We start from the raw sequence: 14,168 nt of genomic DNA, 5'->3' as shown, positions 1-14,168 counted from the left end.
TTGTTGTATTTAGTTGTGGTGCAAAAATACTTGCTTTTGTACGTAAAAAATAATTTAATCTTCAAAAAATTGTTGGTTCTATACTGTTAGTAATTCGTAAACATTATTTTTGAGGAAAATTATCCTGAAAAATGATTCGTCTTTTTGATCTTTCGCTCCAATTAAATGGTTTTCCGATAAAGAAAGCCAAAGCCGAATTGAATAAAATTGTTCATTTTTCAGAAGAAGAATACAATTCATTTCTTGAAAATAAAAAGAACGAAATTGTCGATTTTCATTTGAAAAACAACAATTTTTATAAAGAATTAGTCGGAAATACGACTTTCAAAAATTGGGAAGATTTACCAATTTTAAACAAACAGAATCTACAAAAACCACTTGAAGAAAGACTTTCAAAAGGATATTCCCAAAAAAACATTTACCTCAACAAAACCTCTGGATCGAGCGGAACTCCGTTTGTTTTTGCGAAAGATAAATATGCTCACGCTTTAACTTGGTCTTCGATTATTATGCGTTTTGGATGGTTTAGAATTGATTTTAACCATTCTTTTCAAGCACGTTTTTATGGCATTCCTTTAGATTTTATTGGATACAAAAAAGAACGTTTCAAAGATTTTTTGACGCATCGTTTTCGTTTTCCGGTTTTTGATTTATCAGATGAAATTCTAGAAAAATTTCTACAGAAATTCAAAACGAAAAAATTCGATTACATCAACGGTTATACAAGTTCTATCGTTTTCTTTGCCAAATATTTAGAAAATAAAAATATCGTTTTGAACGAAATTTGTCCGACTTTAAAAGCGTGTTTTGTTACTTCAGAAATGCTTTTTGATTCGGATAAAAAACTGCTGGAAAAACAATTCGGAATTCCAATTATCCGTGAATACGGTGCTTCCGAATTGGATTTAATTGCTTTTGAAAATCTTGAAGGCGAATGGCAAATAAATTCTGAAACGCTTTTTGTAGAAATTTTAGATGAAAATAATAATGTTCTCCCTTACGGGGAAGAAGGAAAAATTGTGATTACTTCTCTTTTCAACAAAGCTCATCCTTTTATAAGATATGAAATTGGCGATATTGGAATTCTAGATAAAAAAAGCACTCCGCAAAAACCGATTCTAAAAAAATTAATTGGAAGAACCAATGACGTAGCAATTCTTCCAAGCGGAAAAAAATCGCCAGGTTTGACTTTCTATTATGTAACCAAAAGCATAATTGAAGACGATGGAAATGTAAAAGAATTCATTATCAAACAAACTAAAATAGATGCTTTTGAAATTGAATATGTAGCTGAAAAAGAATTGGTTTCAGAACAAATTCAAAAAATAAAAGGAGCCATTGATTTATATCTGGAACCTAATTTAAACTTCACTTTTACCCGAAAATCTGTTTTAGAAAGAAGCAATAGTGGGAAATTAAAACAGTTTCAATCTTATTTATAAGTATAAATAAAATCTTACATTTGTTTTTTAATTAAAACTTATGGACGATATATCTCTACTTTCTGAAGAAACAATTTCTAATAAAATATATTTTATCCGCGGTCAGAAAGTGATGCTTGATGGCGATTTGGCATTACTTTATGGGATAGAGACCAAAGTATTAAAGCAAGCTGTTAAAAGAAATTTATCAAGATTTCCCGATGATTTTATGTTTGAACTTACTAAAGTGGAATATGATTCTTCAAGGTCACAAATTGTGACCTTGAAGAATGGTAGAGGTTCAAACTTAAAATATCTTCCTTATGTCTTTACAGAACATGGAATTTTAATGCTTTCAAGCGTGCTAAAAAGCGACAAAGCAATCCAAACCAATATTCAAATTATGAGGATTTTCACAAAAGTTAGGCAAATGTTTTTGGACACAACTGAAATTAAAGTTGATATACTTCATCCCGAAGCCTCGGGACAAAAGAAGTTAGAGAATCATGATAAGAATATTGAATTAGTTTTTTCTTATTTAGATGAATTGACTGAGAAAAAAGAAAACGAAGCTGAAAGAGTAAAGATTGGTTATAAAAAATAATATTTCTACATTTTTAAGGTCACAAATTGTGACCTCCAATTTGAATAAGATTAATTTTATATACTTTTCAAAATTTGAATTTTAAACATAACTAAATCTTCCAATTTATCGAGATTCCAATTTAAACTTTACTTTTGCCAAAGAAAGTTTTTAGAAAGAATTTATGAAAATTACCATAATTGCAGGTGCAAGACCAAACTTTATAAAAATAGCACCGATTATTAATGCTATCAAAAGCAAGCAAAATGAAGGTTTAGATGTTTCATTTCGTTTGGTTCACACCGGTCAGCATTATGATAAAAACTTAAGTGATACTTTTTTTGAGGAATTAAATATTCCGCATCCAAATGTAAATTTGGAAGTAAAAAGTGGTTCACAAGCCAAACAAACTGCGGCAATTATGATTGCTTTTGAAAAAGAATTACTTCAAAATCCAAGTGATTTGGTTTTGGTTGTTGGCGACGTTAACTCAACAATGGCATGCTCAATTGTGGCTAAAAAATGCCATACAAAAGTAGCACATGTTGAAGCTGGAATTCGCTCTGGAGATTTAACAATGCCCGAAGAAATCAACCGAATGCTGACGGACAGTATTACAGATTACTTTTTTACAACCTCAACATCGGCTTCAGAAAATTTACTGAAATTAGGTTCTGATCCTGAAAATGTACATTTTGTGGGCAACGTTATGATTGATACTTTATATCAAAATATCAATAGAAGTTCGGCGCCAGTTTTTTGGAACGAACATCAATTAAAAGAAAAAAATTATATCATTTTAACCTTACATCGTCCGGCAAATGTTGATGAAGTTTCATCTCTTATCGATTTACTTCACGGAATTGATTCTTTAGTCAATGACAAAAAAATAATTTTCCCTATTCATCCGAGAACGCAGGCAATTTTAAGCGAAAGTAAAATTGAATTTAAAAACATCGTTTTTGTTTCGCCTCAAGGTTATCTGAATTTCATGTATTTAATCAAAAATAGTTTTGCGGTTATTACTGATAGCGGCGGAATTTCTGAAGAAACAACTGTTCTCGGAATTCCATGTTTTACAATGCGTGATAACACGGAAAGACCTGAAACAGAATCTATTGGAACGAACACAATTGTGGGAACTTCTTTTGAAAATCTGAAAAAAGTTTTTGGTTCATTTTTGCAAAATGGCGCCAAAAAAAGTGGTATTCCAGAATTATGGGATGGAAAAGCATCGGAAAGAATTGTTTCAATTTTATTGGATAAATAATGAACGACATTTTAATTATATCCAATTATTATCCGCCAGAAAAAGGTGCTGCTGCAAATAGAATTGAGCAATTGGCGCTGAAGTTAAATCAAAACGGATATAATGTTTCGGTGATTTCTCCGCTGCCAAATTATCCGAAAGGAGAGATTTTTCCAGAATATAAAGGTCGATTTTCTGTTACCGAAAAAATTCAAAATATTACTTTAAAACGACTTTGGATTTATCCGAGCAACAGTTCTAATATTTTTAAAAGAATTGTTTCAACGTTTTCTTTCTCAACTATTTTATTTTTCTACTTACTATTTGCCAAAACACCTAAAAAAGTAATTGTGCAATCTCCGCCTCTATTATTGTCTTTTACAGCTGTTTTTGCACTTTGGATTAAACGAAAAAAAATAATTTTGAATGTTTCAGATCTTTGGCCTACTGCAGCAATTGAACTTCGCGTTTTAAAGAAAAACAGTATTTCGCATAAAATGCTACTTTTTATAGAACGTTTCATTTACAAAAAAGCAACGCATATTTTCGGTCAATCCAATGAAATTATAGCTCATATCCATTCTATTTTTCCAGAAAAGAAATGCTTTTTATATCGCAATTATCCCGATCATTTTGTGGAAAATAATATCCATGAAAATGAAAATTCTAACGAACCAATAAAATTGTTTTACGCAGGATTATTGGGCGTTGCGCAAGGTGTTTTTGAACTTATTCAAAAATTAGATTTAGAACATTTAAATGTCGAATTACATATTTTTGGCGATGGCGCAGAGAAAGCTCAAATTGTCGATTATATGAATCAGAATCCGATGCAGAAAATTATTTTTCATGGAATGTTAGAACGTAATATTCTGCATGAAAAATTAATGACTTTGGATATCGCTCTTGTTCCTTTAAAAACAAGAATTTACGGTTCTGTTCCTTCAAAAATATTCGAATACAGCGCTTTAGGTTTTCCTGTTTTGTATTTTGGCGGAGGCGAAGGCGAAAATATTGTAGAAGAAAATAATCTGGGTTGGGTTGTTCCTGTTGAAGATTTTAAAGGTTTAAATGTTGCTTTAAAACAAATTTCAGAAATAGATAAAAATGAAATTCAAGCTATGAAAAAAACGATTTTTATTCATGCAAAACAGAACTTTAATCTCGATAAACAAATGAAAGATTTAATTGACCATGATGCTTTTTGAATCAATTTGATTTAAATAAAAAAAGGGGAAATGTTAAGCATTTCCCCTTTTTTTATTTTATATAACTCGAAAAATCTTTGTGTTCTTCTTTCGCAAGTTCTTCTGCAGACAATGATTTGAAATATTCGTACGTAATCTTCATTCCCTCTGCGCGATTTACTTTGGCTTCCCAACCTAATAATTCTTTTGCTTTTGTTGTGTCTGGCTGACGTTGCAACGGATCGTTTATTGGTAAAGGATGATAAACCACTTTCTGATTTGTTCCTGTCAATTTTATGATTTCTTCTGCAAAATCTTTAATGGTGATTTCGTCTGGATTTCCAATATTTACTGGATAAACATAATCAGAATGCAATAATCTGAAAATACCTTCGACCTGATCGTCTACGTAACAGAAAGAACGTGTTTGCATTCCGTCTCCAAAAATCGTTAAATCTTCTCCGCGCAAAGCCTGTCCGATAAAAGCAGGAATTACACGTCCGTCGTTTAATCGCATTCTTGGTCCGTAGGTATTAAAAATACGCACGATTCTGGTTTCTACTCCGTGAAAAGTATGATATGCCATTGTTATAGATTCCTGAAAACGTTTTGCTTCGTCGTAAACGCCACGCGGACCAATTGTATTTACGTTTCCGTAGTATTCTTCAGTTTGTGGATGCACTAACGGATCTCCATAAACTTCAGAAGTTGAAGCAATTAAAATTCGTGCTTTTTTAACTCTCGCCAATCCTAATAAATTGTGCGTTCCTAAAGATCCTACTTTTAAGGTTTGAATCGGAATTTTCAAATAATCAATAGGACTTGCAGGCGAAGCAAAATGCAAGATATAATCTAAATCTCCCGGAACATGAACAAACTTGGTAATATCATGATGATAGAATTCAAAATTTTCCAGTTTGAACAAATGTTCAATATTTTTAAGATCTCCTGTAATCAAATTATCCATCCCGATAACAAAATATCCTTCTTTGATAAATCTGTCACATAAATGTGATCCTAAAAAACCTGCTGCTCCGGTAATAAGTATTCTTTTCATGATAATTGTTTAGTCAACGCAAATTTAGTTGATTTGAAAACTATTTTTCTGATATATTCTAACTTTGTCTTTATTTCAAAGTGCGTTTATGCGCTTTAAACTTAGTTTCAACAAATTCCTTAATTTCTTTTTCAAATCGTTCTTTTGAAAATTTAACCGCATGTTTGCGAATCACTTTTGGATCGAAAGTTTTGGTTTGAAAATAAAGTATTGCTTCTTTTATTTTTTCAACCGATTGTTCTTCAAAGAAAATTCCTGTTTCATTTTCTACAACCGTTTCAAGAGTTCCGCCTTTCTTTAAGGCAATAACTGGAGTTCCACAAGCTTGTGCTTCGACAGGAATAATTCCAAAATCTTCTTCTGCCGCAAAAACAAAACCTTTTGCTTTTTGCATTAAGCTTCGCAGTTTTTTATTCTCAACGAAACCAACAAATTCAATATTCTTTTTGGCTATTTTTTGAAGTTTTTCAAGTTCAGGTCCTTCACCGGCAACAATCAATTTTAGGTGAGGCAATGCATTAAAAGCTTCAACGATTAATTGCGTTTTTTTGTACGGAACCATTCTAGAAGCTGTCAAATAATAATCTTCTTTTGTTTCTTCCAAAGTAAAAAAATCAACATCGACCGGAGGATAAATTACAACCGATTCTTTATTATAGCTTTTTTTAATTCTCTGGGCAATGTGTTTAGAATTGGCAATAAAATAATCGACATTTTCTGAATTAGATAAATCCCACTTTTGCATTTTATCTAAAACCGATTTTGCATACAATCCTTTTAGACCTTTGGTCAATCCAGCGTCTTTTAAATATTGCTCTCTTAAATCCCAAGCGTAACGCATTGGAGAGTGGCAATAACAAATATGAAGCTGGCTTTCGGTGGTTCTGATTCCTTTTGCAACGGCAGAGGAAGAACTTATTATTAAGTCAAAATCTTTTAAATCAAATTGTTCTATTGCAATTGGAAATAATTGAAGAAATTTTCGATGATTTTTTTTAACCGTTGGCAGTTTTTGAATAAAGCTTGTTTTTGCTTTTTTTCCGTTTAAAATAAACTTTCGATCTTCATCATTCAAAAAATCAATAAGGGCAAAATGATCAAAATCATTCCAAATTGAATTTATTGAATGAATCACTTTTTCAGCACCTCCATTTACATAATACCAATCGCTAATTAATGCTTTTTTCAAAATGATCTTTTCGGTTAATTAAAAAAAGTGTGTTAAAAAGGGTAAAGAAGACAACACCAACTTGTCTGTCAAATATATTTTCTGTTAACATTGCTGTCATAATTATACATAGAAAAATACCGTAAAGTATATTTATTTTTTTAATGCCCCAAAGCAAAAAAACAAAAAATAGAATCAAGCCAAATATACCATATTTAAGCCATATATCTAGATACTGGTTGTGAGAATTATATTCTATTTTTGAATAATCATCGTAATTTTTATAACTATAGCCTGAGTAACAGTTATCTAGTTTTTTTTGAACATTTCCTGGACCTACGCCTATTATCCAATTTTCTTTTAAAATTATACTTACGCAATTGTAGATTCCGTATCTAAAATTAACTTCTTCAGATTTCTGAGTGCTATTGGGCAGTTCCAGTTTGGCATTCCAAATTTCATCTATTCTTTTCTTTGAAGACGGAATTGTAAAAACTAAAAAAAGTATTGCAAGTATAGAAACTATAAAACCTATTTTTATCCAAACGTTTGAAGCTTTTTTGAAAAGTAAAAAAAGTGATAATACAATAAACAGAATTAGAGCTAATCTTGCTGCAAAACTAATAACTGAAAAAATTAATAACGCAATTCCCAAACATCTCAAAACATTCCTATATGCGATTTTTTTGGCACTATTGAAAATATCATCTAAAAGCGCAAGGCTTGAAAACACAAATAACATTCCTAAATAAGGTAAATGAATTTCGGATATGTCACTAAAAAAATTCCTGATAATTGGATTATAATAAGTATCTGATTTCATTACGGTTAAATATCCTTTCGACAAAATTACGATCCAAATATAGGATGCTAAAAGTATGTTTGAAATGATGAAAACTGTAATCGTTCTTCTTAATGTGTTTTCATAAAAAAAACGCTTATTTACAATCATAAATACTGGAAAAATTAGAAAAGCAATATTCTTTTCTAAAAATCTCATTGCGAGTTTTTTATCTTCAATAAAGAAAAAACTAATTATGAAAGCCAAATAATAGCTTGTTAAAACGAAGAGATTTATTCTGTCCTTTTTCTGAATCGCTTTATAACTTTTTTCAGAAACCATTATTATTAGAGAAAAAACCGCCCATATAATGATTGCGAGAACACTTTTCTTTAGTCCAAGAATTGGAAAAGATCCTAAAAGTATTGTTGTGTAATTGTATAAGTCTATTTTATTTATTTTCATCCTGAATTTCATTTTTCAAAATAGATAAATAATTATTTTGTATTAAAAGATTTTGGGCATTTCTTACCATTTTTTGTTTCTCGTCAACATTCATATTAAAGACTTTAATTATTGATTTTGAAAAATCTTCTGATGTATTCGCCTCAAAATACATTTCTTCTTTTATCAATCCTATTCCTTCTGCTCCAACTTTAGAAGAAATTAAAATTAAGCCGTTTTGGATGGCGTTTATGGTTTTTAACTTTACGCCAGCTCCATGCAGCATCGGATTAATAAAAATGGTTGATTCTGAATAACAATTGCTCAAATCGCTTTGATTTAATCGAACCTCAACGTTTGAAAATGACTTAAATTTATCTTCAAATATTTTGGGTTCTTTGTCGCCTGTACTTCCAACAATTATTAGCTTATAATTTTTTTCTGCAACCAATAATGAATGAACGTTTTGCAAATACCACATTATTGCTTCTACATTATTTGGCATAAATAAAGCGCCAATAAAAAGCACTGTTTTACTAGATAATTCTTGTTCTGCAAAAGCATCGTTTACAGATGCTGGCAAATAGGTGGATTTATTGACAAATGGCTTAAAACTATTGTTATTTATTTCTTCGTTAGAAATAAACCAAAGTCTATCTGCTTTTTCAAAAATTGTTTTAGAATAGGTTTTGTATTTTATTCCTTCAAGATAATAATACAATTTGTCTGTTTGTTTTTTTGCACTTTTGGCTAATTGAAAAAAATAATCTGATTCATTATTATGAACTCTAACTATTGTTTTGGCTGTTTTAAAACTTTTGTTTTCAAGTATAATTCCAACACTTTCAGATTCTAAAATTGTCAGATCATAATTCTTTGTTAGTGATACTTTTTTAAGGGCGATTCTAGAAACTACTTGAAGCGGTTTTGAAGAGAATAAATCGGTGATTTTATTTTTTCTGGAAACAATTGTAAGTTCATTTATAAATTGTTTCATAAAATCTATATTTTTTTGTTCTGGAAATTCTTTGCAAGTGCAGACTAAATCAATTTCGTGTCCTAAAGATTTTATTCCTTTTATACGTTCTAAAACATCAAAAGCTCCGCCAAAATGAGGTGGATACGGAAAGAAACTAGTTACTATAAGTATGTTCATTTTCTTTTGTTATTTGACTTTGTAAAACATCTAAAAAGGCCATTAAAAACCATACTTCATACTTTATATAAAAAGTAATATAAATTACTCCTGCCAAGATGCAAAATAATAAAGGAACTTTAATAAAAAAGAAATTTGAATTACGAAATTTAGAAAAGAAAAAATATCTTTTCACAAAGAAGTTATAGAAGAAAACAATAAAGCCAAATCCGCCATACATCAAATTATCAAAAAAATCGGTTTTTGTAGACAATGCTTTTGTTGTTGTCAAATATCCTTTGATTTCCTGCAAATTTAATGTACTTACCCAAGATGTATTTATTATATCTCTAATCGCTTCTGGATAATAATAAATAAAACCGCTCCAGCCAATTCCAAAAGGATGCGTTATAAAAACTTTTAATGAGGCTAAATATGATGTAAATCGCGTACCAAAAGTTATGCTTGTATGAAGTTGTTCATCAATATTTTGCTGCAAAATAACAACTACAAATATGGCAATTACTAAAAATATGGGAGAGCCAATTAATAAAACCATTCTCAGTTTATTGTGACTGTACATATATTGAATTGTCATTGGTAAAACAGAAACAACTATTAACAAAAGGTATCCTTTTGACTCGCTAAAAAAAGTATAATAAAGAAATATAAAGGCTGATAAAAGATAAATTCTCTCTTTTATTTTTTTTGGTTTTTCTAAATAATTTGCCAGAAAAATGGGAATGAAAATAAAGATTGTTAATACGGTTCCAATCCAGCTTTCTTCGAGAGTTAATAATCGAACTCGGTAATATTTTAAATTATCTGAATGCAAGAACGCGGCAAAAATGGTTTCTTTCTTTAAAAAAATCACTTCAAAAAATAAGTAAATGGCAAACAGAACTTGCAGACTAATTAATGCATTAAAAAAATAATTAAAACTGTTTTTTCCAGAGCTAAAGAGCATATATACAAACTGATAAAAAATCAATATTGAAACCGGATATACAAATAGTTTTATAGCTTTTATTAGAATGTTTTCTTTCATTATTACAAACGAACCATTCAAATAATACACAATCGGAATAAATATTAATGATATTATAAATACATAAAAGATATAGTACATGAAATATCTGGTGTATTTTGAAAGTATCAATTTCTGATGCATCAAAATATAAATTAACATCGGAAGTGTTAAGAATATAATGGGCGAACGCGCGATTTCTCCAAAGACATTTACCAACGGAAAATCTTGATATAATGCCATTAAAAGCACCACAAAAAATACTAATGTTTTTATCTTAATTTTCATTTGTAAAAAGTAATCTTTAACAATTCTAATCCGAGTTTAAGTTTCCCTTTTCTAATTCTATTTAAAATCAATAATAAGCTCGATACATAAAATCTGAATCCGAGTTTATAATATTTTTGAACAAAAATCTTTCTGCTTTTAAACACATTTATTTCAGAAAAAAAAGATTTTTGTTTTGAATTGTATGAAGATCCAATAGTTGCGCCTTCTTTATGAAAAACCACAGATTCTAAACACGAATCTAAACTCCAGCCTTTCTGTTTGGCTCTATATGCCCAATCTAATTCTTCATAAAAAAGAAAAAAATCTTCGCACAAAATACCAACTTCTGCTAAAAACGGATAGGTTACAAACATTGATGCTCCAATTACATAATCAATTTGCTCAAATTCAGATTTTGATTTATTAATTGATTCTCCTTCTCCAATATGGCTTGAGATGTAAAATTTTTCACTAAACTTACCTCCAATAGCTTGTAAAGTATCTTTTTTATAATAATATACTAGCTTACTTCCTAGAATTCCTATTTTAGAATTTTGATGCATTTCTAAATACGAAATCTGAGCTTTTAATGATTCTTTATCTACAACAGTATCATTATTCAATATCCAAATGTAAGAATCAAACTCTTTGATCTTTAAAATAGCATTCAGCGCAATATTATTTCCGGCAGCAAATCCTTTGTTTTTTTCGGCTTTTACAAATACAATCTGACTTTTGGCAATGGTAAGATCTAATTCCTTTTCAATTGTTTGATCAAATTTTATTTTATTCAATGTCGCCCAATTTAATAATGTTTGAAATGGCGCATCTATTTCGCTATTGTCTACAACTACAACTTGATAATTAAGATAATTTAATTCTAAAATACTTTCGAGACATTCTATCGTATCCCGAGATCCTTTATGATTTAGAATCACGATATAAACCTTACGATCTAAAGAAGTCGTATTTAAAGTATCGGTAAAATCTGTTTTCTTAATCATTCTTTTTAAAAAGCGATAAACTTGAGATAATAATAGATGTAGTTATAAATATTTCGACAATATATATTGAAATTATACTTCCTTGCAAATTGAAATTTTTGGATAGAAAATAACAGCTTATAAACATTAAAATTGATCCAAAAAATGATATTTGGGCAATTTTGTTTTGGTGATTTTTCAACAGCAACATTTGATAGAATGGTATATTTAATGCCACAATCAAAGAAACAAATAAAAAGTCTTTACAAAATAAAAGTGAATTCGTTAATTTTTTATCTAAACCAAACTCATTTAAAAAGAAAAACGACACGAAATATAAAGTAACGACTATCAAAGATAAAAACAGGATATTGACTATGTTTATCTTCTTCAAATGCAAGATTGCTTCCCTTTTATTTTCAAAATAAATACTGCAAAATTTAGGAAAACTTACGTTGAAAAATACTGTCAGATAACTTCTTAAAACGCTTAAAAACATATCTCCAACTTTGTAAATTCCGGCATAAAAATCTCCCAGAACATATTTTATAATCAGAATCGGGAAATTTGTGTAAACGGCTATAGATAAATTAGAAACAACAATTGGATATTCTCTTTTTACGCTTTCAATCAATTTGCTTTTAGAAACCGTTAATAAAGACATATTATACTCTTTATATATCTTTAGGTAATAATACGAATAAACAACTATGTTGGCTATTCCCAATAAAAAAACCACATATACATAATCTGATTTCTGATTTACAATGAAATAAACCGAAAGAACATAAATTGCTTTAGAAAAGATTATTATGCGATTAATTCTTTTAAAATTTTCAACACCAATATAAAACCAAATCGGATTAAAAAACTGCGATATCAACAAACAAGATCCCAAAAAATATAATTTGAAATCTAAATTCGGAACCAAAATTAAAATTAAAATGAGGCAGAAAAGAATAAATAATAGCGCAATTAAACGGAAAGCATACGTTATACTAAGATAGTCTGAAACACGATTTTTGTTTTCTTTATTAGAACTTATTTCTTTTACTCCCAAAAGTTTAGAACCAAAATCTATAAATATTTCCAATATTATAAAAACAGATGTTGCAGCGCCGATTTTTCCCCATTGTTCAATTCCGCAAACCGATATTACATAAGGAGCTACAAGTAATGGAGCTAATAAATTAACAAACTGACCTGATCCGAAAATTAGATAATTTCGAATTTCTTTAAATTCAATTTTTTTTAAATTCATTAGTTTAAAAGTGTAGCCGAAATAAAAAACTACTTCACCTTTTGAAGTAGTTTTTGTTATTCAGTAATTTTTACTAACTGAATAGCAAGTTCATCATTACCCATTAAAAAAGGATCATATTTACCATCTATAACATTCAGTTTATATCCAAAATAGTTAGGATCCCAAGTAACAAATTCATTCGGATAAAAGTACTTCGTATATTTCTCAAAATCGCCATCAATAATTTTTGAATTGTATTTTACCGAAATATTTTTAATCGTAACATTAGATTGCGTCGGATTAAATCCTAAATCGACTCTAATGTTTTCTGGAACAACTTTCTCAGAAAAATCGACAACTATTTTTTGCATTTCCTTTGAAGCGTAAACTGGTCGCGAAACAGAATTTTCATCTTTCCAGACATCTCCAGCAATTAAGTAGAAAACTTGAATTTTATCGTTTTTTTCAAATATGCCTTCAATTACAACAGAAAAATTTTTCTTTTGTTTTACCACTTTTTCTTCTTTGCATGAGCTAAAAAGAAGTCCACAAATTAAAACTGATATTATAAACTTTATCTTCATTGGATTTTTTTGCGCAAAAATATATTTTAATCTTAAATATTATTTCAAATCAGAACTTAAATGCTTTTGTCTTTTATAAAATGCGATAAAAAATTTCAAAAAGACAAAAAGTGCCACAAATAAAACAGGCAATGTAAATTTTAAATATCTGTCTATAAGTTTTACAGACTCAATATTAGCAGTAATACTGGTTTCTTTAACGATTTTATCAAATGTAATTAATTCAATTTGATGAATCGCTTGCTCGTTAATTAAGCCATCTTTTGTTTTAATGACATCATTTAACTGTGTATTTTCGTTGTAATAAACCAGTTTGTCACTTTTAGCATTACTACTTGTAGATTTAGAAACATTATTTAAAATGCCATCTATTTGCTTAATAATTGTATCGTTTTTGCTGATTTTTAACTGAACACTTCGATACGCTTCTTTTTGCACTTTGCTATAATAATCAGAAGTATTAAAGTATTTTAAAAGCGGTTTAACAATTTTGTCTTCTGATATTTTTGTTTTTGTTCCTAAAATTATACTCTGAAAAGTATAGTTTTTACTCGTTATATTTTCTTGAAGAACCTTATTGATATCACCATCTTCAGCCATCAATTTTATTAATTCGAAATTTTCAGGCTTATTCTTTATAAAATTATAAACATCTGCAAGAGGCTTTATTTCAATAGATTTCAAAACTTCTGGTTGTTGAATTCCTACTATATTTTTTAAAAATAAAGTATCTTTTTCCTTAATTTTTGAATCTATCAGATCAATTTTTGCATACAAATAATCTGTACTTCCAAAATTTGGCGTTACAATGATTTGATGCTCATAACTCTTTTGAGTTTTATCTAAAAAAATGCCAAGTCCAAAACCAGTCACGACTAATATTAAAACAACAATCCAATTTCGAACAAAAAACTGGATTCCATTAAAAATAGAAGTTTTAATAGATTCAAAAAAGCTGTTAATCTTCTTCGAAATCAAAGCCAAATCAACTTCTTGATCTTCTGAATTTTGTGGTACTTTTGTACTCATTTAAAGT

General features: G+C 29.1%; 13 protein-coding genes. 4 read left to right on the top strand and 9 right to left on the bottom strand.

Annotation, left to right across the window (positions count from 1 at the left end; translation table 11 throughout):
- The first annotated feature begins 131 nt into the window (after positions 1 to 131).
- The 4 genes from NYQ10_RS04830 (at position 132) to NYQ10_RS04815 (ending at position 4,461) form a co-directional block, all read left to right on the top strand.
- On the top strand, positions 132 to 1,442 hold the full coding sequence (locus NYQ10_RS04830) for a phenylacetate--CoA ligase family protein (protein WP_289879134.1): 1,311 nt from the start codon (positions 132 to 134) through the stop codon (positions 1,440 to 1,442).
- 40 nt (positions 1,443 to 1,482) lie between these two features.
- Positions 1,483 to 2,025 (top strand): ORF6N domain-containing protein, encoded by a 543-nt coding sequence (locus NYQ10_RS04825; RefSeq protein ID WP_289879133.1) that lies wholly within the window; start codon positions 1,483 to 1,485, stop codon positions 2,023 to 2,025.
- 163 nt (positions 2,026 to 2,188) lie between these two features.
- Entirely contained in the window at positions 2,189 to 3,274 is a 1,086-nt protein-coding gene (gene wecB / locus NYQ10_RS04820; protein ID WP_289879132.1) for a non-hydrolyzing UDP-N-acetylglucosamine 2-epimerase, read from the top strand.
- Positions 3,274 to 4,461, top strand: coding sequence for a glycosyltransferase family 4 protein (locus NYQ10_RS04815; RefSeq protein WP_289879131.1), 1,188 nt, complete (start codon positions 3,274 to 3,276; stop codon positions 4,459 to 4,461). Before wecB ends, NYQ10_RS04815 begins: the two co-directional genes overlap by 1 nt.
- Positions 4,462 to 4,513: 52 nt before the next feature.
- Here the strand turns inward: NYQ10_RS04815 and NYQ10_RS04810 are convergent, their stop codons facing one another.
- The 9 genes from NYQ10_RS04810 to NYQ10_RS04770 all read right to left on the bottom strand — a co-directional run bounded on the left by NYQ10_RS04810 (position 4,514) and on the right by NYQ10_RS04770 (position 14,161).
- On the bottom strand, positions 4,514 to 5,497 hold the full coding sequence (locus tag NYQ10_RS04810; protein WP_289879130.1) for a UDP-glucuronic acid decarboxylase family protein: 984 nt from the start codon (positions 5,495 to 5,497) through the stop codon (positions 4,514 to 4,516).
- Between the two features lie 70 nt (positions 5,498 to 5,567).
- Positions 5,568 to 6,686, bottom strand: a complete 1,119-nt coding sequence (locus tag NYQ10_RS04805) for a glycosyltransferase (RefSeq protein WP_289879129.1) — start codon at positions 6,684 to 6,686, stop codon at positions 5,568 to 5,570.
- Positions 6,667 to 7,665 carry an O-antigen ligase family protein gene (locus NYQ10_RS04800; RefSeq protein WP_289879128.1) on the bottom strand — a complete coding sequence of 333 codons (999 nt, stop codon included), beginning with the start codon at positions 7,663 to 7,665 and terminating at the stop codon, positions 6,667 to 6,669. Before NYQ10_RS04800 ends, NYQ10_RS04805 begins: the two co-directional genes overlap by 20 nt.
- Positions 7,666 to 7,897: 232 nt before the next feature.
- A complete protein-coding gene (locus tag NYQ10_RS04795; RefSeq protein ID WP_289879127.1) occupies positions 7,898 to 9,046 on the bottom strand; it encodes a glycosyltransferase in 1,149 nt (382 codons plus the stop codon).
- Complete coding sequence (locus tag NYQ10_RS04790) at positions 9,024 to 10,340, bottom strand: hypothetical protein (protein WP_289879126.1); 1,317 nt, start codon at positions 10,338 to 10,340, stop codon at positions 9,024 to 9,026. Before NYQ10_RS04790 ends, NYQ10_RS04795 begins: the two co-directional genes overlap by 23 nt.
- Positions 10,337 to 11,326 carry a glycosyltransferase family 2 protein gene (locus NYQ10_RS04785; RefSeq protein WP_289879125.1) on the bottom strand — a complete coding sequence of 330 codons (990 nt, stop codon included), beginning with the start codon at positions 11,324 to 11,326 and terminating at the stop codon, positions 10,337 to 10,339. The genes NYQ10_RS04790 and NYQ10_RS04785 overlap by 4 nt, the downstream gene beginning before the upstream one ends.
- Positions 11,319 to 12,566, bottom strand: a complete 1,248-nt coding sequence (locus tag NYQ10_RS04780; protein WP_289879124.1) for a lipopolysaccharide biosynthesis protein — start codon at positions 12,564 to 12,566, stop codon at positions 11,319 to 11,321. Before NYQ10_RS04780 ends, NYQ10_RS04785 begins: the two co-directional genes overlap by 8 nt.
- 56 nt (positions 12,567 to 12,622) lie before the next feature.
- Complete coding sequence (locus tag NYQ10_RS04775) at positions 12,623 to 13,132, bottom strand: hypothetical protein (RefSeq protein WP_289879123.1); 510 nt, start codon at positions 13,130 to 13,132, stop codon at positions 12,623 to 12,625.
- Between the two features lie 39 nt (positions 13,133 to 13,171).
- Positions 13,172 to 14,161 (bottom strand): hypothetical protein, encoded by a 990-nt coding sequence (locus NYQ10_RS04770; protein ID WP_289879122.1) that lies wholly within the window; start codon positions 14,159 to 14,161, stop codon positions 13,172 to 13,174.
- Positions 14,162 to 14,168 lie beyond the last annotated feature (7 nt).

The sequence above is a fragment of the Flavobacterium johnsoniae genome (genome assembly GCF_030388325.1).
Lineage (GTDB): Bacteria > Bacteroidota > Bacteroidia > Flavobacteriales > Flavobacteriaceae > Flavobacterium > Flavobacterium johnsoniae_C.
This window is presented reverse-complemented; position numbering and strand designations above follow the sequence as displayed.

Coding starts and splice junctions, on each gene's coding strand:
- NYQ10_RS04800 (WP_289879128.1), bottom strand. CDS start 7,665: ATGAGATTTTTAGAAAAGAATATTGCTTTTCTAATTTTTCCAGTATTT.
- NYQ10_RS04790 (WP_289879126.1), bottom strand. CDS start 10,340: ATGAAAATTAAGATAAAAACATTAGTATTTTTTGTGGTGCTTTTAATG.
- NYQ10_RS04780 (WP_289879124.1), bottom strand. CDS start 12,566: ATGAATTTAAAAAAAATTGAATTTAAAGAAATTCGAAATTATCTAATT.
- NYQ10_RS04815 (WP_289879131.1), top strand. CDS start 3,274: ATGAACGACATTTTAATTATATCCAATTATTATCCGCCAGAAAAAGGT.
- NYQ10_RS04770 (WP_289879122.1), bottom strand. CDS start 14,161: ATGAGTACAAAAGTACCACAAAATTCAGAAGATCAAGAAGTTGATTTG.
- NYQ10_RS04810 (WP_289879130.1), bottom strand. CDS start 5,497: ATGAAAAGAATACTTATTACCGGAGCAGCAGGTTTTTTAGGATCACAT.
- NYQ10_RS04785 (WP_289879125.1), bottom strand. CDS start 11,326: ATGATTAAGAAAACAGATTTTACCGATACTTTAAATACGACTTCTTTA.
- wecB (WP_289879132.1), top strand. CDS start 2,189: ATGAAAATTACCATAATTGCAGGTGCAAGACCAAACTTTATAAAAATA.
- NYQ10_RS04830 (WP_289879134.1), top strand. CDS start 132: ATGATTCGTCTTTTTGATCTTTCGCTCCAATTAAATGGTTTTCCGATA.
- NYQ10_RS04825 (WP_289879133.1), top strand. CDS start 1,483: ATGGACGATATATCTCTACTTTCTGAAGAAACAATTTCTAATAAAATA.
- NYQ10_RS04795 (WP_289879127.1), bottom strand. CDS start 9,046: ATGAACATACTTATAGTAACTAGTTTCTTTCCGTATCCACCTCATTTT.
- NYQ10_RS04775 (WP_289879123.1), bottom strand. CDS start 13,132: ATGAAGATAAAGTTTATAATATCAGTTTTAATTTGTGGACTTCTTTTT.